At 40.6% G+C, this 22249-nt stretch carries 13 protein-coding genes; 9 read left to right on the top strand and 4 right to left on the bottom strand.

Annotation, left to right across the window (positions count from 1 at the left end; translation table 11 throughout):
* The 4 genes from J1G40_RS12400 to J1G40_RS12385 all read left to right on the top strand — a co-directional run bounded on the left by J1G40_RS12400 (window position 1) and on the right by J1G40_RS12385 (window position 7019).
* Complete coding sequence (locus tag J1G40_RS12400) at window positions 1-2406, top strand: 3-hydroxyacyl-CoA dehydrogenase/enoyl-CoA hydratase family protein (protein WP_265242962.1); 2406 nt, start codon at window positions 1-3, stop codon at window positions 2404-2406.
* A 5-nt stretch (window positions 2407-2411) separates the two neighbouring features.
* Window positions 2412-3602, top strand: a complete 1191-nt coding sequence (locus J1G40_RS12395; protein WP_265242961.1) for an acetyl-CoA C-acyltransferase — start codon at window positions 2412-2414, stop codon at window positions 3600-3602.
* Window positions 3603-3681: 79 nt separating this feature from the next.
* Window positions 3682-5493 carry an acyl-CoA dehydrogenase family protein gene (locus J1G40_RS12390; protein WP_265242960.1) on the top strand — a complete coding sequence of 604 codons (1812 nt, stop codon included), beginning with the start codon at window positions 3682-3684 and terminating at the stop codon, window positions 5491-5493.
* Window positions 5494-5594: 101 nt separating this feature from the next.
* Window positions 5595-7019: a pyridoxal phosphate-dependent decarboxylase family protein gene (locus J1G40_RS12385; RefSeq protein ID WP_265242959.1), complete on the top strand. Its 1425-nt coding sequence runs from the start codon at window positions 5595-5597 to the stop codon at window positions 7017-7019.
* Between the two features lie 15 nt (window positions 7020-7034).
* Here the strand turns inward: J1G40_RS12385 and J1G40_RS12380 are convergent, their stop codons facing one another.
* The 3 genes from J1G40_RS12380 to J1G40_RS12370 form a co-directional block, all read right to left on the bottom strand.
* Window positions 7035-8096: a hypothetical protein gene (locus J1G40_RS12380; protein ID WP_265242958.1), complete on the bottom strand. Its 1062-nt coding sequence runs from the start codon at window positions 8094-8096 to the stop codon at window positions 7035-7037.
* The gene (locus tag J1G40_RS12375; protein ID WP_265242957.1) at window positions 8047-8562 is read right to left on the bottom strand and encodes a hypothetical protein; all 516 of its coding nucleotides are present in this window, start codon (window positions 8560-8562) and stop codon (window positions 8047-8049) included. Before J1G40_RS12375 ends, J1G40_RS12380 begins: the two co-directional genes overlap by 50 nt.
* Before the next feature lie 62 nt (window positions 8563-8624).
* Window positions 8625-10424, bottom strand: a complete 1800-nt coding sequence (locus tag J1G40_RS12370; protein WP_265242956.1) for a glycoside hydrolase family 15 protein — start codon at window positions 10422-10424, stop codon at window positions 8625-8627.
* A gap of 101 nt (window positions 10425-10525) precedes the next feature.
* Between J1G40_RS12370 and J1G40_RS12365 the strand changes: the two genes are divergently transcribed.
* The 5 genes from J1G40_RS12365 to J1G40_RS12345 all read left to right on the top strand — a co-directional run bounded on the left by J1G40_RS12365 (window position 10526) and on the right by J1G40_RS12345 (window position 18776).
* Entirely contained in the window at window positions 10526-12733 is a 2208-nt protein-coding gene (locus tag J1G40_RS12365) for a bifunctional alpha,alpha-trehalose-phosphate synthase (UDP-forming)/trehalose-phosphatase (RefSeq protein WP_265242955.1), read from the top strand.
* A 19-nt stretch (window positions 12734-12752) separates the two neighbouring features.
* A complete protein-coding gene (locus J1G40_RS12360) occupies window positions 12753-14270 on the top strand; it encodes a nuclear transport factor 2 family protein (RefSeq protein WP_265242954.1) in 1518 nt (505 codons plus the stop codon).
* Window positions 14271-14491: 221 nt separating this feature from the next.
* A complete protein-coding gene (locus J1G40_RS12355; RefSeq protein WP_265242953.1) occupies window positions 14492-15826 on the top strand; it encodes a M28 family metallopeptidase in 1335 nt (444 codons plus the stop codon).
* 11 nt (window positions 15827-15837) lie between these two features.
* Complete coding sequence (locus J1G40_RS12350; protein ID WP_265242952.1) at window positions 15838-17145, top strand: DUF2268 domain-containing protein; 1308 nt, start codon at window positions 15838-15840, stop codon at window positions 17143-17145.
* Window positions 17146-17150: 5 nt separating this feature from the next.
* Complete coding sequence (locus J1G40_RS12345) at window positions 17151-18776, top strand: M1 family metallopeptidase (protein WP_265242951.1); 1626 nt, start codon at window positions 17151-17153, stop codon at window positions 18774-18776.
* Window positions 18777-18835: 59 nt separating this feature from the next.
* On the opposite strand, the gene J1G40_RS12340 is transcribed toward J1G40_RS12345, so the two are convergent.
* Window positions 18836-22240: a ThuA domain-containing protein gene (locus tag J1G40_RS12340; protein ID WP_265242950.1), complete on the bottom strand. Its 3405-nt coding sequence runs from the start codon at window positions 22238-22240 to the stop codon at window positions 18836-18838.
* Between the last annotated feature and the right edge of the window lie 9 nt (window positions 22241-22249).

Raw genomic sequence — 22249 nt, 5'->3', positions numbered from 1 at the left:
ATGAACAAGCATATAAACAAAGTTGCCGTAATAGGTTCCGGAATAATGGGAAGCGGAATAGCCTGTCATTTTGCCAACATCGGGGTAGAAGTACTTTTATTAGACATTATCCCCAGAGAACTTACGGAACAGGAGAAGGCCAAGAAACTTTCCTTAGAGGATAAAGTAGTTAGAAACCGATTGGTAAATAATTCGCTCACCGCAGCGCTCAAATCCAAGCCTTCACCAATTTATCATTCCAAATTTGCTAGCCGTATAAGAACAGGAAATCTTGAGGATGATATTAATAAAGTTGCCGATGTAGATTGGATAATTGAAGTTGTTGTAGAACGCCTTGACATAAAAAAACAGGTTTTTGATCAGCTGGAAAAATACCGGAAACCAGGTACATTGATTACTTCAAATACTTCCGGAATTCCCATTAAATTCATGAGTGAAGGAAGAAGTGAAGATTTTCAAAAGCACTTTTGTGGTACACACTTCTTTAACCCGGCGAGGTACCTGAAACTATTTGAAATAATTCCGGGGCCTGAGACCTCCTCGGAAGTATTAGATTTTCTTAATGGATACGGGGAACAATTTCTGGGAAAAACCTCTGTGGTTGCAAAAGATACGCCGGCTTTTATCGGTAACAGAATTGGTATTTTCAGTATCCAAAGCCTCTTTCATATGGTCAGGGAAATGGGGATGACCGTGGAAGAGGTAGATAAACTTACCGGACCTGTAATCGGCAGACCTAAGTCTGCAACATTTCGTACAGTAGATGTCGTCGGTTTGGATACCTTGGTTCATGTAGCCAGGGGCATCCATGATAACTGCAAGGAGGATGAAAGGCATGCGCTGTTTGAACTTCCGGATTTTATTCAAACCATGGTAGATAATAATTGGCTGGGAAGTAAAACCGGCCAGGGTTTCTACAAGAAAGTAAAAGGAGAAGGGGGCAAAAGTGAGATTCTCACATTAGATCTGGACACCATGGATTTTCGATCCAAAAAAAGCGCCCGTTTCGCTACTCTGGAACTTACAAAACCAATAGACAATGTAATAGACAGGTTTAAGATTCTGGTGAATGGCAAAGACAAGGACGGTGATTTTTATCGCAAGAGTTTTGGTGCTTTGTTTGCATATGTCTCCCACAGAATCCCCGAAATCACAGACGAATTATACAAGATAGACGATGCTATGAAAGCAGGTTTTGGATGGGAACACGGACCTTTTCAAATCTGGGATGCCATCGGGCTAGACAAAGGTCTGGAATTAATTGCTGCTGAAGGCCAGACTCCTGCAGCATGGGTAAATGAAATGAAAGCTTCAGGCGTAAATGCTTTCTATAGTGTAAAAGAAGGTGCAACACAGTATTATAATATTCCAGCCAAAGGCATGGAAAGTGTTCCCGGTCAGGATGCCTTTATCATTTTAGATAATATCCGCCAATCTAACGAAGTGTTTAAAAATAATGGGGTGGTAATTGAGGACCTCGGAGACGGAATTCTCAATTTGGAATTCCAGTCCAAAATGAACACCATTGGCGGGGACGTATTGGCCGGACTAAACAAAGCCATTGATTTGGCAGAGAAAAACTATCAGGGTCTGGTAGTGGGCAACCAGGCCGCCAACTTTTCAGTCGGAGCCAATATTGGCATGATCTTTATGATGGCTGTAGAACAGGAATACGACGAATTAAATGCAGCGATAAAGATGTTTCAGGACATTGTGATGCGATTGCGATATTCATCTATCCCTACTGTTGCGGCTCCACATGGGATGAGCCTTGGAGGAGGTTGTGAAATATGTCTGCATGCAGACAAGGTGGTGGCAGCTGCAGAAACTTATATGGGACTGGTAGAATTTGGTGTGGGCGTAATCCCTGGTGGAGGTGGTTCTAAAGAGATGGCATTGCGGGCCCAGGATACTTTTAAGAAGAATGACGTTGAGCTTAACGTATTACAGGAATATTTCTTAACCATAGGGATGGCTAAAGTCTCTACCTCTGCTTATGAAGCCTATGATCTGGGACTCTTACAAAAAGGAAAAGACATTGTCATAGTAAATAAGGACAGGCAAATTGCCACAGCCAAGGCTTATGCCAAATTAATGGCCGAAGCCGGCTACACCAAGCCTCCAAAGCGAAAAGATATAAAAGTACTGGGGAAACAAGCCCTGGGCATGTTCCTGGTGGGTACCGATGCAATGGAGGCCAGCCACTATATTAGTGAACATGACAAGAAAATAGCCAACAAACTGGCCTATGTAATGGCCGGGGGCGATTTATCCGAACCTACCTTAGTAGATGAGCAATATTTGTTGGATTTGGAACGGGAAGCATTTTTATCGCTTTGTACAGAAAGAAAAACGCTGGAGAGAATTCAACATATGCTTAAAACAGGCAAACCATTAAGAAACTAAAGAACATGAAAACTGCTTATATAGTAAAAGGATATAGAACTGCTGTGGGTAAGGCCCCAAAAGGGGTATTTCGGTTTAAACGAACAGACGAGCTCGCCGCGGAAACAATTGAGTTCATGATGAAGGAATTGCCAGAACTCGATAAAAAAAGAATAGACGATGTGATTGTCGGTAATGCCATGCCTGAAGGATCTCAGGGCCTTAATATGGCCAGATTAATTTCCCTGATGGGTCTGGATATTGTGGATGTACCGGGAGTAACAGTTAACAGATTCTGTTCTTCAGGAATTGAAACTATTGGTATTGCTACAGCAAAAATACAATCCGGTATGGCAGATTGTATAATTGCAGGTGGAGCTGAAAGCATGAGTGCCGTTCCTATGACAGGTTATAAAACCGAACTAAACTACGATCTGGTAAGTGAAGGTCATGAGGACTATTATTGGGGCATGGGAAATACGGCAGAAGCCGTTGCCAATCAGTTTAAGGTATCGCGGGAAGATCAGGATGAGTTTGCATACAATTCTCATATGAAAGCCTTAAAAGCACAGGCTGAAGATCGTTTTCAATCCCAGATTGCCCCTATTGAAGTAGAGCAAACGTATTTAGATAATAACGGAAAAAAAGCTACCAAAAAGTATACGGTAACCAAAGATGAAGGCCCACGAAAAGGAACTTCAATAGCGGTTTTGAATAAATTGCGCCCCGTCTTTGCGGCCGGGGGAAGTGTTACTGCCGGGAATTCCTCTCAGATGAGTGATGGTGCAGCTTTTGTGATGGTCATGAGTGAAGAAATGGTTAAAGAACTAAACCTTGAACCCATTGCACGACTTGTTAGCTATGCAGCAGCTGGTGTGGAACCCAGAATTATGGGGATAGGCCCAGTGAAGGCGGTTCCAAAAGCCCTAAAACAAGCCGGTTTAAAACAGCAAGATATTGAACTGATAGAATTGAATGAGGCCTTTGCTTCACAATCTCTGGCAGTAATCAGGGAACTAGACCTGAATAATGATCTGGTAAATGTAAATGGCGGGGCAATTGCACTTGGACATCCCCTGGGTTGTACTGGCGCCAAATTATCCGTGCAATTGTTTGATGAGATGAGAAGAAGAAAGCAACAGGGGAAATACGGCATGGTTACCATGTGTGTTGGAACTGGACAAGGTGCCGCGGGCATCTATGAATTTTTAAACTGATAAAATATAAAGACAGCGAGATATCTGGAATTTTATTCGCCCTTGATTCTTGTTGTCACACCCTTTAATCTTAAAAAAAATGAGTACAGAAACTATTAATAAAGACCTGTTAAGAGGTGGGCAATTCCTTGTAAAAGAAACTAAATGCGAGGATATATTTACCCTGGAAGATCTCTCTGAGGAGCAAAAGATGATGCGCGATAGCACTAAGGAATTTGTAGACCGCGAACTTTGGGCAAATTGGGAACGGTTCGAAAATAAAGACTATGAATATACCAGGGAATGTATGGCCAAAGCCGGACAACTTGGACTATTAAGTGTTGCAGTTCCTGAAGCCTACGGCGGATTGGGAATGGGATTTGTATCTACCATGTTAGTTTGCGATTATATTTCTGGCGCCACAGGATCGTTTAGTACAGCCTTTGGAGCTCATACCGGGATTGGCACCATGCCTATCACCTTATATGGAACAGAAGAGCAGAAACAAAAATATGTCCCGAAGTTAGCATCTGGTGAATGGTTTGGAGCATACTGCCTTACAGAACCAGGCGCTGGTTCGGATGCAAATTCTGGAAAAACTAAAGCCGTACTTTCCAAAGACGGTAAGCATTACAGTATCTCCGGACAGAAGATGTGGATCTCAAATGCTGGTTTCTGTAATCTTTTTATAGTCTTCGCAAGAATTGAGGACGATAAGAACATTACTGGCTTTATCGTAGAAAACGATCCGGAAAACGGAATAAGTATGGGAGATGAGGAGAAAAAACTAGGTATCCACTCCTCCTCTACCCGACAGGTATTTTTTAGTAACACAAAAGTGCCGGTAGAGAACATGTTGTCCGAACGGGGTAATGGATTTAAGATAGCCATGAATGCACTTAATATCGGACGTATAAAATTAGCGGCAGCGTGTTTAGAAGCTCAGCGCAGGGTAATCAATGAGGCGGTTGGGTATGCTAATGAGCGAATGCAGTTTAAAACCCCAATTATAAATTTTGGGGCAATTAAGTCTAAAGTTGCCCAAATGGCAACCAACGCTTATGCTGGCGAAGCTGCTTGTTATAGGGCTGCCAAAGACATAGAAGACAGAATCGCAATAAGAGTGGCTCAAGGAAATTCTCATCAGGAAGCGGAGTTGAAAGGTGTTGAGGAATATGCAATTGAATGTTCTATTCTTAAGGTTGCCGTATCCGAGGATATTCAGTTCACTGCCGATGAGGGTGTCCAGATTTTTGGAGGTATGGGATTTAGTGCGGAAACTCCCATGGAAAAAGCCTGGAGAGATGCCAGAATTTCGAGAATTTATGAAGGAACAAATGAAATAAACAGAATGCTCGCTGTAGGCATGTTAGTTAAGAAAGCGATGAAAGGGCATGTAGACCTGCTTGGACCTGCAACCAAAGTAGGAGAAGAACTAATGGGTATACCTTCTTTTGAAACACCTGATTTTTCTGAATTATTTGCCGAAGAAAAAGACCTGGTGGCCAGACTGAAAAAGGTGTTCCTGATGATTGCTGGAAGTGCAGTTCAAAAATTTGGTCCCGATCTGGAACAACACCAACAAATTTTACTGGCAGCTTCGGATATCCTGATAGAGATATATATGGCCGAATCTGCTCTGCTAAGAACCGAAAAAAATGCAAAACGATTTGGAGAAGACACCCAAAGTGTTGAAATCGCCATGTCCCGGTTATATTTATACGATGCCGTTGACACCGTTATCAGTAAGGGTAAAGAAGCTATCGTTTCCTTTGCCGAAGGTGATGAGCAACGAATGATGCTCATGGGATTAAAGCGTTTTACGAAATATACAAATCAACCCAATGTAGCTGCCCTGCGGACCACCATCGCAGATAGAGTAGCAACAGATAAAGGATATACCTTTGACTAATTCAGATTAGATCTTTTGTTGAGACAGAAGCAAAAACCGTCCACCATTTGGTGGGCGGTTTTTTGGTTTGTGAATTGACAAATTGCGCTTAAATTTACAGGATGAGTACTAAACTCCTGAAGGCAGCCTATTCTCCCGAGGATTTCAGATTACGGGGACACCAACTAATTGATAAACTGGCAGATCATCTGAATGCCAGTTTAAACGGCCGCTCGCCGAAAGTGATAAACTGGTCCTCCCCGGATGATGAGAGGAATTACTGGATCAACTTTCTGGAAAATGGGGAAGAAACAACCCTCTTTGATGAAATCATCCAAAAGAGTATCCATATTCATCACCCGAAATATTTAGGCCATCAAATTAGTCCGGCTGTACCCATAACGGCATTGACCAGTATTTTAGGTGCCCAGCTCAATAATGGAATGGGAATATATGAAATGGGTGCCGCAGGTACGGCCATGGAGCGTATTGTCACAGACCTCATCTGTTCTCAAATTGGCTATACTGCTAAGGCTAATGGCTTTCTGACTTCCGGTGGAACACTAGCAAATTTAACTGCTCTATTAAGTGCCAGGAAAAAAGTGGTGAAGCAGAATGTCTGGCAAGAGGGATATAGTGGAAAGCTTGCGATAATGGTGTCAGAAGAAGCCCATTACTGTATAGACAGGGCGGCCAGAATAATGGGCCTGGGTGATGATGGCATTGTAAAGATCCCGGTTGATAAGAATTTCAATATCAGGGTAGATCTTCTGGAAAATTGCTACAAAAAGGCCGCTGAAAAAGGACTGGAAATATTCGCTATTGTAGGCAGTGCCCCGGCTACGGCGACAGGGATCTACGACAATCTGAAAGCGCTAGCAAAATTTGCTTCTGAAAAAAATATTTGGTTGCATGTTGATGGTGCTCATGGAGGAGCCGCCATATTTTCAAAAAAGTACAGCAAAACAGTCAGAGGTATTCAACATGCAGATTCTGTTGTAATAGATGGCCATAAAATGATGATGATGCCAGGCATAACTACTGCCCTGCTATTTAAAGACGGAAACAACTCGCACAGCACTTTTAGCCAGAAAGCCGATTATCTTTTGCAAGAGTCTGCCGAACAAGATTGGTACAACCTGGCGAAACGAACTTTTGAGTGCACCAAATACATGATGAGTTTACATTGGTATACGTTAATTAAATCTTATGGATTTGCGCTATTTGATGAATTTGTAACCACGCTCTATGATTCGGGTGAAAAATTTGCCGGTTTGATACAAAAGGATCCAGATTTTGAACTCGCTGCAAAACCAATGTCCAATATTGTTTGTTTCAGATTTATTGGTAATATTGATAGTGCTTCAGAACAAAATCTCCGGAATAAAAAGATCCGCCAGCAAATTTTGGAAGAGGGTGAATTCTATATTGTGGAAACAAAGCTCAGGGAGCTTCATTACCTAAGGGTAACCATAATGAATCCGTTTACAACTCCAGAAATAATGGAAAAATTACTGGCTAAAATAAAGGGGTTAGCTAAAATCTAGTAAAAAAAATAGCCTTTACAACGACTGTACCCTCGCAGCCAACCTCTTACCATACTTACCTCCAAATGTTTTCAACATCAGATTCCAGTCTAGTAGGCAAAGGCATATAATACGATAGTGCAGAAAATAAAGCCCCATGAGTACCCCAATCATTGTGTGGGTTATAAAAGCAGCTATGAGATATATATTCCTATACTTGCTATTGATAAACACGATAAACCAGGTAAATTCAAATAAAATGGTAATTACAGAAATGGCTATCACCCATGCCGGTCTCTCCGCTACCCAATTGGCAAGTTTTTTAAAGCCAGTACGGTACTGGTAATTGCCATAGGTATGTGCTTCAAAACCAATATTATCTTTCCAATGTTCTCCGGAATTTATGGCATCATTAGCGATAAGTAACTGTTGTTCTCCAGAGGCATAGTCAGCAACATAATTCTCTAAATAGAATCCAAGTGTAGCGCCGTCTAGCCACTTTATACCACCATGGCGAATTTTAGATACCCCAGCGGTAAAATATGTCAATACCAGTACTATTAGTATTAAGTTTAGCCCCCATTTAGGTGGAGGGCCATTTGGTTTCTTTACTAATTTCTTATTGATAAAATGCTTGTAAACAAAATAGTCGACCGAAATTCGCATGGTCCCCGGAACCAATGCCAATATCAGCAATACCTGGCTAGATAGCGAACTATTATGATCAAATATACCAAGGGATTCAAAAGTGCCTCCAACAAGAAATTCCAGGAAAGCAAGGATCAGAAGACAAAGACGCCCTGCAATACCAAGTGCAGCTCCCACTGCACAAACGACTAACAGAATAAACAAAAATTTGGATTCAGGACCAAAACTAAGCCAGGAGTCTGGCATTAAATGTAAAAACCAGGTCTTGGAAAAGGCAGGAACATGATCATAAGAATTATAATAAATTATATTCAACTGATCGTAGATCACCTTAGCCACAAGCCAGGGCAAAGCAAAACGCAATACGCTTAGCGGATTGTTAAACAGACGTATAATTATGTTATTTATCCGCTCCATATAATGATTTGTATTCGTTGGTCTGGATATCATAATACCCTATTAGCAGCGGTTCCGCGAGAGGCTTCCTTTCTTTATCTACTTTAATGGCTTTAAGATTAATCTTCTGAATCTGCAACTCATGATGATGGAGTGCATAGTTGGTAAAATCGTCAAAGAAAGTATTCATTCTAGCCTGAAACTTTTCGGGATTCTCGGATAAGCGACCGTTAAAAGCAGAAATATTTCCCGTTCCCCCATATACTTTACTAAAGAAATGACGAATAAAATAAGATTCAGGTCTATCGTAATAGGGTTCAAGGTCTATGTATTCCCCGCCTGATAAGGCCTCAAATTTTAGAAGATACAGCCCTGTCTCCTCCCCTACGTAATGCCCAAACATGGGAGCAGAAGTAAAGGGAAAACTTTCGACCCCCACAATGCTCGCAAAAATATTTGGAGCAAGTACTAAGAGGTAAACAATCCACTTGTATATGCCAGCATTTAACTTTTGCTTCATAGAAAGATTTTATAAGGATCAGGAACTAATAACCAGACTTCAGGCCCATAACCTATCTATCATTAATTTATGGTTTCCAACATTTTATCCTCACTTGCTTTGTTAGAAAAATTCACTGCACATTCTATCAACGCCAGATGGGAATAGGCTTGCGGAAAATTACCCAGTAACCTCTTGGATTTAAAATCGATATCCTCGCTAAATAAGCCCAGGTGATTGCTATACCCCAATACTTTATTAAAAAGTTTTTCTGCCTTCTCTTCCTCTCCAATTTTAAACAGACTATTGATAAACCAGAAGGTGCATATGGTAAAGGAAGATGAAGGTAACCCAAAATCATCTTTGTTCTTATACCTGTATAACAGCCCATCATTACTCAGGTTTTTTTCAATTGCTTTTACCGTACCAATAAATTTAGGGTCTTTGGCTTCAATAAAACCATAAGATTCCATAAGTAAAATAGATGCATCTAAATGTTTTGATCCATAAGATTGTACAAAGGCCTTTACAGATGGATTCCAGGCATTTTGATGAATGTCGTTTTTAATTTCATTTTCGAGAGGTGCCCATTTTTCAATTTTGCGTGTTTTTCGCAAAATTCTGGCAATTTTTACCGCCCGGTCAACTGCTACCCAACAAAGGACTTTTGAAAAGGTAAAGTGGCGGTCTTCCTCCCGGAATTCCCATATCCCTTTGTCTGGTTCTTTCCAGTGTTTTTCAACAATCCAAACAATACCTTTGGTAAGGCTCCATATTTCCTCCGCATTCTCAATGTCTGTGCTGAATTTTATCAATTGCTCATGGATGACATCCATAAGAATCCCATAAATATCATTCTGCCTTTGTTCGTAAGCGGCATTACCAACACGCACGGGTTTTGATCCTTTATATCCACTTAAGTGATCTAGTGTATCCTCACTTAATTTCTTTTCCTTGTTAATACCGTACATGATCTGGAGTTTCTCGTCTTTATCCGGAATTAGGTCCACTATAAACTGCAGGTATTTCCTTGCCACATTCTTGTGCCCTAATTGAGACATCACCTTTACCACCATAGATGCATCTCTAATCCAGCAAAAACGATAATCCCAATTTCTTACCTCACCAATTGTCTCAGGGATAGAAGTCGTTGCCGCCGCCAATACCGCTCCGGTTTTATCATAGCTTAAAAGCTTTAGCGTAATTGCGCTCCTGCTAATGGCAGGATTGTACTTTTTATAATTAGGAGTTGCAGCACTCCAGTTGAGCCAATACACCTTCGTTCGCTCTTGCTCCAGATACATCTTTCTGGTGCTCGGCTGAAATATCTTTTCATTATAACCCAAGAGAAAATAACCGTCTTTGGTTACTTCAATTTCACGCCCTTCTATAACCGCATTCTTGTTAAAAGAGGTGTATAGAAAAACAGTGTCGAATTTTTCTCCATGAGTAAGACTTGCAATAAAATTATGTTTTACATAAGTCTCGGTTTTGCCTATGGCATATTCCAGTTTAGGGTTATAGCGCACTCTAAATTTTGGCTTTCCTGAGATATGTCTTATATACCTGATTATTTCCGGTGGTGCATGGTAACCGCCATCTTCCTTGTAATATCTAGGCATAAAATCTCTTACTTCAAAAGCATTTTCACCATCCGAAAACTTAGTAATCAAAAGGGCCGTGTGTTTCTTATAACGCTGGGTTATTTTGTAGTTTTCTTCCGCAAAAATCTCAAAACTTCCGCCAATTTCTTCATCCAGGAGCTTTGCAAATACTGAGGAAGAGTCAAATTCTGGCAAACAGCACCAATCCAGCGAGGCTGTTTTCGATATTAATGCTGCGCTCCTGCAATTTCCTATAATTCCGTAATCAAGATTGTCCATTTCCAATAATTCTGTAAATACTTTCGATAAGTTGGTTTTGCGGTGCAATTTGACGAAATTTAGAGAAATAAGGATGAATTCACGCTAAAATCAACCGTTTTATGGGTAAAACTATCATAATCTCAAACAGACTGCCTGTTCAATTGCAAATTGGCAACGGATCTATAACGGCAATACCAAGTGTCGGAGGTCTCGCAACCGGCATGAAATCTGTTCATGCGGGAGGAGATAGTCTTTGGATTGGATGGAGTGGATTAACAGACGAAGAAATTCCGGAGCAACTTGTATCTGATATTGATAAAGCATTGGCCAAGCACGGTTCTTCAAAAGTTAATTTGAGTAAGGAAGAAGTAGACGGTTTTTATTTCGGATTTAGCAATAGGACCATTTGGCCTTTATTCCATTATTTCCTGGAATATTCTGAATTTGAACTTAATAGTTGGAATACCTATAAGGCAGTAAATCAAAAATTTGCTGATGCCATCCTGGAAAAGGCTGATGATGACGATACAATTTGGGTACATGATTATCAGTTAATGCTGGTACCACAGATGGTTAGGGCAAAAAAACCTAAAATTGCAATTGGCTTTTTCCTTCACATTCCCTTCCCTTCGTATGAGATATTCAGGACATTACCATGGCGGGAGGAAGTTTTAGAAGGTCTGCTTGGAGCAGATCTAATTGGGTTTCATACCTACGATTACGAACGTCATTTTTTAAGCTCGGTTCGCAGATTGCTTGGATTGGAAGTGAGTTTTAATGATATAGAAATTGACAGCAGGACGGTAAAAGTAGATTCCTTTCCAATGGGAATAGATTACAAAAAATTCAGTGAAGCTGCAGAAAAACATGAAAAAAGTACCTCTGAAGACCTCACAGATCTGCAACAACGCCTCAATAGTCATAAAGAGTCCACCCCAGATGCCAAGCTCATCCTTTCAATAGACAGATTAGATTATACTAAAGGCATAGCCAAAAGATTAAATGCTTTTGAATATTTCCTCAATAAATTTCCTCAATATAAAGAAAAAGTCAGGTTAATAATTCTGGCTGTCCCTTCGCGTTCCAATGTGCCTCAATACCAACTATTAAAAAAAGAAGTGGATGAATTAGTTGGAAGGATCAATGGCGATTTTGCCACTGTCAGCTGGACACCCATCTGGTACTTTTACAGATCTGTTCCTTTTGAAAACTTAATAGATCTGTATACTTCCAGTGATATTGCATGGCTGACTCCCATACGGGATGGCATGAATTTGGTTGCAAAAGAATATATCGCTACCAGAACCGATAAAACCGGGGTACTTATTTTGAGTGAAATGGCTGGTTCCGCAAATGAAATGAACGAGTCTTTACTTATTAATCCAAATAACTTTGAACAAATTGCCGACACTCTTTATAAAGCGCTGAACATGCCCATTGAAGAACAGCAATCCAGAAACGCCGTACTACAAAAACGTCTTGAACGTTACAATGTGGAAAAATGGGCGAATGATTTCATGAATTCTCTCCAGGATCAGAAAGCCAGGGATGCGGCCAATGTTTCTCGTCGGATTACCGAAATCAGACTTAATGGCATTATAGACAACTATAAAAAAGCAAAGAAAAGATTGCTTTTTCTGGACTACGATGGCACCCTTGCCGGTTTCCATACAGATCCGCAAAAGGCAGGGCCAGATGAAGGACTCTACAAACTTCTGGATGCACTTAGTAATGAACCCAATACTTCAATTTATTTAATTAGTGGCAGAGATAAGGATACATTCACAAGATGGTTCCTGCCAAGGAAATACAATATGATTGTTGAACATGGAGTGTGGTTATCTGAAAATGGTGAAGATTTTCGAATGCTCGAAAATGTAAAGAACGATTGGATGGAAAAAATACGCCCTGTTTTAGAGTCGTTTGTTGATAGAACCCCGGGGTCCTTTATTGAAGAAAAAAACTATTCTCTGGCCTGGCATTACCGCAAAACGGACCCGGATTTTGGAAATTTAAGGGCAACAGAACTCGCTACTGTGCTTACTAGTTTAATTGGTACGGATGATCTTAGCCTGCTCTCGGGCAATAAAGTAATGGAAATTAAAAGTAGTAATGTAAACAAGGGGAGGGCATCTATGAGGATTTTTGGAGAAGATGATTATGATTTTGTCTTTGCCATTGGAGATGATTGGACAGACGAATTTATGTTTCAGGAATTACCCCCCGAGGCAATAACCGTTAAGGTGGGAAGTCAGAAAACTCAGGCGAAATATTATGTAGACAACGTAAATAAAGTGAGAGACCTTTTGTCTAAATTTGTTGAGTAATCCAAGCAGGGTCCAATCCATGAAAAATTACTTATTTCTGCTGTTAGTATGTTCGCTTCAACTAGCTGCACAACCAAATACCGAAGTTTATCTTGCCAACTTAAAAGGCCAGGAAACCACAATAGTTTTATCTGATCTGAAAAATATATCTCAGAATGAAGGATATGATAACCAACCTTCCTTTCTTGATAATAACACGCTCCTATATGCGGCAACAAGAAATGGACAAACAGATATTTTAAATTACAACCTACAAACAGGAGAAAAAAAATGGCTGTCAAACACTCCTGATGGAAGTGAATATTCCCCCTTGAAAATACCATCGCAAAACGCTGTTTCAGCTATACGCCTGGACAAGGATGGGAAACAACTTTTGTATAGTTATGACTTGTCCACAGGGAAATCGGAAGTATTGATAGCACAAAAAAAAATAGGTTATCATGTATGGCATAGCGCCAATATTCTCGTTGCTACCGTCCTTGTTGATAACAGAATGGATCTCGTTGTAATTAATACCAGTGATATGACTACCAGAGTATATCAAAAAAATGTAGGCAGGTCGTTACATAAAATACCCAACTCTAATCTGGTTAGTTATATAAGTAAACAAAATGAAACATGGCAGATTAAATCGCTAGATCCTGTAAATGGAACAACCAAAGACTTGATGGCTCTACCGCCAGGTATTGAAGACATGGTATGGTTGCAAGATAATACTGCATTGGTGGCAAAAGGGAGTGCAATTGCACGCTCTAATCCTGAAAATACCGGACAATGGGAGCTTTTCCACAGTTTTCAAGAAAAAGAGATTAACAATTTAACCAGAATGGCCATTAGTCCAAATCAACAATTCCTTGCACTCGTTTCTGACGCAGCGCCGGATTTAATTGTAGAAAAGCAGGTAACTTCATTTAACGCCGCAGATCTGGAGGCCTTCGTTATTTGTTTTTCAGAAGATGTGTTGGTCAGGAATTATCCAACTGATACTTTATATGTAGGTAGCAAAAGAATGACCGATAGCTACCGACGCTTTATGGATAATAATCCTGATGCAAAAGTAGAGGTAACTAAGAGGATCATCATTGGCAATAAGGTGATTGATGCCGAAACCGGTACAAAATCAGGACAAATTAATAAGCAAGTAGCCATTTATGAAGTAAACAACGGCAGTATTTCCAGTATGACTTTTATTCATCAAAATACAGATAATAACCAGGTCGAGGATATAGTGCAACAGCAACTGGATGCCTATAATGCAAGAGACATTGATAGTTTTATGGAAACTTATACAAAAGAAGTACAGCTCTTGAATTTCCCTAATGAATTAATTTCTGAAGGGAAAGACAAAATGTATGAAAGTTATAAATCATTTTTTGAATCTACTCCTGATCTGAATTGTGAAATAAAAAACAGGATTATTATCGGAAACATGGTAATAGATGAGGAGTTCATAACAATGAATAACACTAATTTTAGTGCTGTTGCCATTTATGAAGTGGAAAATGGTAAAATTGCCAAAGTCACTTTTTTGAGATAACTTTCTTCGATGAAACTAAAGCATAATATCAATTGGTTTGACCTATTATTATATACCAGGCATTTTGCAATTTATGTGCTCCTCGACATAACTTCCGAATTCCTGGCTAAATTCCAGATCGGATTAAAAATTGCCCTTCCAGGGATTATTTGTGCCCTCATGGACCCTCTCTGTTATATACAAGGGGGACATTTTCAACGAAAATTTAAAATTATTAAAGAATGAAAAAAATATACTCGCTGCTTTTTTGCCTTATTGCCACTCAGATATATTCACAGGCCGACACCCGACTTTACGACATTATAAATGCCGTCTCGGCAGAAAGAATTGAGGCAGACATCACAACTCTGGCTAATTTTGGTACGAGGCATACGCTGAGTGATACTGTATCGCTAACCCGCGGAATAGGTGCTGCCAGAAGGTGGATAAAAAGTGAATTTGAAAAGACTTCAGGCGCATGCGACGGTTGCCTGGAAGTTTTCTACCAGAAAGACCTGGTCAAAAAAGGCGAAAACCAAAGAATTGTACATGATGTTTGGGTAGTTAATGTAGTTGCCATTCAAAGAGGAACCAAGTACCCCAATCGGTTTATAATTATGAGTGGAGATATAGATTCTAGGGTTAGTGACCCTACAGATTTCACATCAGATTCCCCGGGAGCCAACGATAATGCAAGCGGAATGGCCGGTACGCTTGAGGCCGCCAGGGTTCTTTCCAATTACCAATTTGATAATAGTATAATTTACGTTGGTCTGTCTGGTGAAGAACAGGGCCTTTTCGGGGGAAAAGGTTTGGCGGCATACGCCAAAGAACAGAGATGGGAAATAATCGGGATTCTCAATAACGATATGATTGGCAATATTACAGGTGTAGATGGAGTAGTGAGTAATAAGGACTTTAGAATTTTCTCAGAACCGGTACCACCGACAGAAACAGAAAATCAGCGCAGATCTCGCAGGTTTTATGGTGGAGAAGTTGATGGCATTTCCAGACAACTGGCCAGGTATGTACATAAAACCACTAAAAATTATATGCCCGAAATGAATCCTATGATGATATACAGGCTCGACCGGTTTGGACGTGGAGGTCATCACAGACCCTTTAATGATGCCGGATTTGCCGGGATTAGAATCATGGAAGCCCATGAGAATTATACCCAACAACATCAGGACATCCGGGTTGAAGATGGTATTGCCTATGGTGATGTACTGAAACATGTAAATTTTGATTATGCTAAAAAGTTAACCAGTGTAAATGCCATAAATCTGGCGTCAATTGCCTGGAGCCCACCTGCTCCTGAGTCGGTTAAGATTGGAGGCATAGTACAACCCGCTGCAAAACTTCTTTGGAGTGCCGTAGAAGGTGCTAAGGGATATAAAATTTACTGGAGAGATACCACCTCCCCAACATGGGATAATAGCAGATATGTAGGAGATGTCACTTCATATACACTTGATGGCATAGTAATAGATAATTTTTTCTTTGGAATAGCCGCTGTTGGCCCTGATGGGCACGAAAGTTTAGTTGTTTTTCCCAATGGAATATTCAGAGATTAAATCAGCAGAACATGTTTAATAACAGAAGATCCCTTGCAGCCATAATTTTAGTCTTTGCACTAACTTTATTAATATTTTCGTGCAAAGAAGAAGAAACTGCCGTTGAAGATCTTTATTTACCAGATTTAAATACGCTTTTTGAAGGCTATGAGCAATTAGAACAAACAGAAGCTTATGCCAGTTTTGCTGAAAAATTGGTAGCGGCCAATAGGGACTTAAAATCTTCAGAAATAAGTATTGAAGCTGCAGCACTATTTCACCAGGCCGGCAATGAAGACCGGATAGCTCCACTATTGAACAGCGCTATAGATAATGGAATGGCAAATCCTAAAATTTTGTCCAAGTTTAAAAATCTGAATTTAGATCAGAACAATAAAGAAGTGAAGCGCCTAAACCGCAGGTTAGATTCTATTCAGAAAAAATTAAAGGATGTTGAGCACTTCAGCATGGAAATGGAATCTATGAATCAATTCTGGGATTATTTCGAGAGAGCCAAAGGAGACACCGCTAATGCCCGGGCAATTCTCAAAGAATTTATATTCCAGGGTCCTATGGAATTGAGAGATTTCTATGCCGTTCGCTATAACAATATAGATAACATGTACGGGCAGATGATTAACGGATCGCCTAATTACTACAGTTATCTTAAAAAACAGTTTAACCCCGACAGCCTCACCGCACTAAAGTCGAAAACTACCCGTTGGATGCAAAATTTTAAGCGCATATACCCTCCGGCCGTTTTCCCAAAAGTGTATGTGGTCCCCGGCATTCTGAATTCCGGAGGGACAGCCACGGAGATGGGGATGTTTGTGGGAGGAGATATGTATGGAAAATCCGAAAATATGCCAACAGACGGACTCAATGATTGGCAAAAAGGAGCAATTATGGAATTTTCGGCCCTACCCAAACTTACGATTCATGAACTCATGCATTTTCAGCAAAACTATGGGGATACTGAAAATTTAGACAAGGTAATTGGCGGAGTAATTGTAGAAGGGGTGTGCGATTTTCTGGTTGAACTTTGTTCGGGAGAAGTATTGATTAATGATAACCTGAGGTATCTGGAAGATCCTGCAAATAATACAAAAATCCTTTCAGATCTCAGAAAAGACCTGATGACCAAAGATTTTTCCAGATGGTTGTATAATGGCGATATTGAAGACAGACCATATGACCTGGGATATACCATGGGTTATCTGATTACGAAGTCGTATTATGAAAATCAGCAAGACAAACAAAAGGCAATAATCGAGCTTCTGAATACCAACGATTTTGCGAGTATAGTAAAGGGAAGTGCATACTCACAACTTTTAAATTAATAACAATGCTCAAAAGAAGTCTACTTTATATTATCCTGCTAATATCCTCTATTTCATTTGCCCAGGAGGTAGAATTTACCAGACAAGATAGTCTGCGCGGAACTATTACTCCTGAAAGGGCCTGGTGGGATTTAAATTTCTATAATTTGGAAGTAGAAGTGAAGCCAAATGAAAAGTTTATCTCCGGAAGTAATACCATGAGGTATACTGTGCTGGAGGAAAGTAACCAACTACAGATAGATCTGCAGCCTCCGCTACAAATTAAAAGAATTAGCCAGGATAAACGCGAATTAAAATTTACCTCGGAAGGGAATGCACACTTCATCGAGCTTGTGAAACCACAAAGAAAAGGAGACAAAAATGAAATTGTAATTCTTTATGAAGGCTATCCGAAAGAGGCCATCCGCGCACCCTGGGACGGGGGCTTTTCCTGGAAGAAAGACGATAATGGAAAGCATTTTGTAGCTACCAGTTGCCAGGGTTTGGGAGCAAGCGTTTGGTGGCCCAACAAAGACCATATGTACGACGAGGTAGACAGCATGGCCATTAGCATTACAACTCCCAAAGAACTTGCGGCTGTGAGTAACGGCAGGTTAAAGAAAGTAGTGGAACAGGCCACAACAAAAACCTATCACTGGTATGTTGCTAACCCGATTAATAACTATGGGGTAAATATCAATATCGGGGATTATGTGCATTTTGGAGAACAATTCCTGGGAGAAAAAGGAACTCTGGATATGGATTACTATGTACTGAGAGATCATCTGGAAAAAGCACAACTGCAATTTAAACAGGCCCCGATGATGATGAAGGCCTTTGAACATTGGTTTGGCCCTTATCCGTTTTATGAAGATAGTTTTAAGATGGTAGAAGTCCCCTATTTGGGCATGGAACATCAGAGCTCTATTACTTATGGCAATAAATATCAAAACGGTTACTTGGGCAAAGATTTGTCTGGCACTGGAGTTGGGTTGCTCTTCGATTTTATTATTATTCATGAAGCCGGGCACGAATGGTTTGCAAACAATATTACCTACAGAGATATTGCAGATATGTGGATCCATGAAAGTTTTACTGCTTATTCCGAAAACTTGTATCTCGATTACCATTTTGGTACTGAGATGGCCTCAAAATATGTTATTGGGACAAGGGCCAACATCAAGAATGACATTCCAATTATTGGCAAGTACAATGTAAACAACAGGGGCTCCGGAGATATGTATTACAAAGGGGCAAACATGCTTCATACCCTTAGACAACTGATTGAAGATGACGAAAAATGGCGAAAAATACTAAGAGGTCTGAACAAGGAATTTTATCATCAGACGGTAAGTACAAAACAGATAGAAGATTACCTCTCAGATCAAACCGGAAAGGATCTGTCCGCCATGTTTAATCAGTACTTAAGAACCACCAAAATACCAGTTCTGGAATATAAATTAGAAGATGGTGTTATTAGCTACAGGTATTCTCAGATAGTTGAAGGTTTTGATATGCCAGTGCGAATTTTTGTGTCGGAAAAGGAAAAATGGTTGTTCCCTACTTCCGAATGGAAATCTGAAGATCTGGGCGTTAATCTACTACCTGAATTCGACAATAATTTCTATATCCATATAAAAGCCATGCGATAAGCGCATAAAAAAACCGCCTTCCTCCTAAGAAGATGGCGGTAATAAATTATAATACTTTACTAATTACTAAAACGCACGCTGCTTAAGGCAATGATATCCGTTCCACGGTCTACCCCCTCTTTGTGTTTATAAACAAAATATATTTCGTCTACAATTTCGTCAACGGCTGTATTCAATTTTATACCTATCAGTCCTCCAGGTTGTCCGGCAACCGGTTTAGGCATACTCCCCGAACCGACTAACTTACCATCCGGAGCATTTAAACGCATTTCAAAATCTAACCCAACGGTTGGTGGTTCCTGCCATCCGGCGGTGATACCAACAGATTTCACCCCGGTTAGGTCAATGTTTGGAAATACAAACCAGCTTACTTTAGCAGGAACCAATAACAAATCCATTCCATTGAAGGCCACTGGGTTCATCCCATCGTTCTTGGTGGTTGGTGAAAATGGTACTGTGCTTCCCATTAAGCTTACAGACTTCATCCCTGTAAGTGGTTTTGTCCCTGCCATACCGCCATCGGTATAACTTGCTGTCAGGACCATAACATTAGCTCCCTGAGTTGGGTTCGGTACAATCTGGCCCGATGGAGGTAGTGATTTTTTCTTTGACCCCTGATCTGCCAGGGAAGTAATATATACTGCCAATTGTCTGGCTTCCTCACCACTTATATCCGGATGGGCCGGCATAGTTACTTCTCCCCAAACACCGCTTCCACCTTGCACAATTCTTTCTTGCAAATAGCTCATTGCCGCGGGATCGCCTTTATATTTCATAGCAATATCCAGATAATTCGGGCCTATGGAAGCGTCTTTTTCTTTATGACAGGTTTTACAATCCATGGCCTGTGTAAGTGCCTTTCCGGTTACGGCTGCAGAAACTTGTTGATGTCCCAAAGATTTATTCACCTCGTCCATGCCTTCCATATAGTCTACAGAAACATAAATATTTGAGGGATCTATTTCTTCCCCGTCAGCATCCGTTACAGCAACTTCATAGTCTACAGGAACTCCTGCAATAAAAAAGGAAGAGTTTCCACCTTTGAGTTTTACAGTAACTTCTGGTCTGGAATTACCAGCCACAACAGTTTTTACCTCACTCATTGCTTCTTCCCCCCTGCTATCTTTAACTACCGCGCTAATTCTGTATTCTCCAGCCTTTTCATAACTATGGCTAATCTCTGGTGTTGTAGTTTCTTCTGTAGTTCCATCTCCAAGATCCCAAACATAAGAGATATCGTCTTTTTCTCTATCCATTGCTGATATCGTGGCCGTAACTTCCAGGGGTAATTTACCGGAAGTTTTATCTACAATAAGATGATCAATTACCGGAGGTCTGTTACCACCATTGTACTCTATATAACTGAGTCCGGAGTCTTCATTGGCAGTAAACCACCCGCTGCCATATTCCAACAAATAAATACGACCATCAGGGCCTAACTCCATATCAATTAAACTATTAATCTCTATCCCTGAGGCAAAGGGTTCCATTTTATTAAATGCACCATCGTCAAAGAAGCTCACCGCCTTCATCCAACCCCGCATCCAGTCGTAAACGATAACTTTGCCATCATAATAATCTGGCATATTGGTATTTCCCGGATATAGGTCCGAATAATAAGTAGGTCCGGCCATAGCATTTCTGCCTCCACTACCCACTTGTGGAAAATCTCCGGTATCTACATAAGGATAGAAAACATATGCCGGCATAGCTTTAGGTAACTCTCGCAAACCGGTATTGTTCCTGGAATCGTTTATTGGCTTTTCAGGATCGAAGGTAACGCCACTTTCTCCGGTTGCATAGTCATAATCAACATAGGGTTTGTTATCTGCAATAAAAAGCGGCCATCCAAAATTACCTGCTTCCATTGCCCTGTTCATTTCATCGTATCCCCTGTGGCCTCTATTGGCAATGTCATCTTCTCTTGCATCAGGGCCCACATCGCCCCAGTACAAATATCCATTTTTAGGATCGACAGAAATTCTATATGGATTCCTGTGTCCCATGGTATAAATTTCGGGCCTGGTTTTAGGAGTGCCCACTGGGAATAAATTTCCTTCTGGAATATCATAGCTTCCGTCTTCATTCACCTTAATCCTTAATATTTTTCCTCTAAGATCATTGGTATTCCCAGAAGATCTTCTGGCATCGTATTGTTCTTTGCCAGGAAGATCATTTAATGGCCCATAACCTCGATTTACATATTTTGCGCCTTTCTCATCAAAAGGGGTAGAGTTATCCCCACTTGAAACATATAAGAGATCATCAGGTCCAAAAGCAATAGACCCTCCTGTATGGCAGCAAATCTCCCTATCGCTGTCCACATCCAGGATTACCTGCTCAGAGTCCATATCAAAATTGCCATCTGCAAATTTAAATCTGGAAAGCCTGTTGACTGAAGCTTCGCCCGTAGGGGCGTAATACACATATATCCAGTGGTTGTCCGCATAGTTAGGATCTTTCTGTAAGCCCATTAAACCCTCTTCAGCATTAACGCCCGGGGTCTCTAAAGATTGGTGATAAACATCTAACTGGGCTACCTGTTTTAACTCTTTTGATTCCGCATTATAATACATTATCTGACCCCTTCGCTGGGAGATAATCACATCATTATTTGGAAGGACAGCCATTTCTGTTGGTTCAAAGAACTCCCCTACACTCAAGGGTACCTTAGTAAACCTGTCCTGATCCGGAGGGATCTGACTGCTTGCTTTGTTATAATCCAGTTCCAGATTCTCCCCTATAGCATAGTTAATTCCTCCTAGCAGATGTTTTAGGTAGTTTTCTTCCGTATAGCTTTCATCGGTATGGCCAAGTGCAGTATAGAAAGCTCTGCCTCCATCGTACTCATGATACCAGCTCATGGGATGGAAATCACCATTCTCACCACCTTCATAAGTGCTTTCATCTATTGTCATAATGACATTAACATCCGGATTAATCTTTTTAAAATTGTACATCTCATCAGTCCTGTGCCAGACACTGTCCGTAAAGAAACTTGTAGCTCCAAATTCATTATCCTTAATTATAAAATCGGCCTCCGGGGTTCCTGCCGGGTGGCTTTGGAAATAAGCTCCTACCAATCTGCCATACCAATTCCAATCGTATTCGGTATCAGTTGCCGCATGTATCCCTACAAAACCTCCGCCAGCCTGAATGTACCGCTCAAATGCGGCTTCTTGCTTATTATCCAGCACATTGGCCGTAGTGCTTAAGAAAATCACAGCCGAATATTCTTTGAGTATATCCTCCTCAAATAATGCCGCATTTTTTGTGGTATCCACTTCAAAATTGTTTTCAGCTCCCAATTTTTGTATCGCGGCTATCCCGCTAGGGATCGATGAATGTTTAAACCCCATGGTTTTGGAAAACACCAAAACCTTCGGATTTCCATCTCTTTTGTTATCGCAGCTTATAATTAAAAAGCAGCATACAAATGCTGCCAGAAGAAGTGAATTTTTCATTCCAATATA

Source organism: Muriicola sp. Z0-33, assembly GCF_026126425.1.
Lineage (GTDB): Bacteria > Bacteroidota > Bacteroidia > Flavobacteriales > Flavobacteriaceae > JAFMPW01.
The sequence above is the reverse complement of the archived record's forward strand: the minus strand, read 5'-3'. Positions and strand labels throughout refer to the sequence as shown.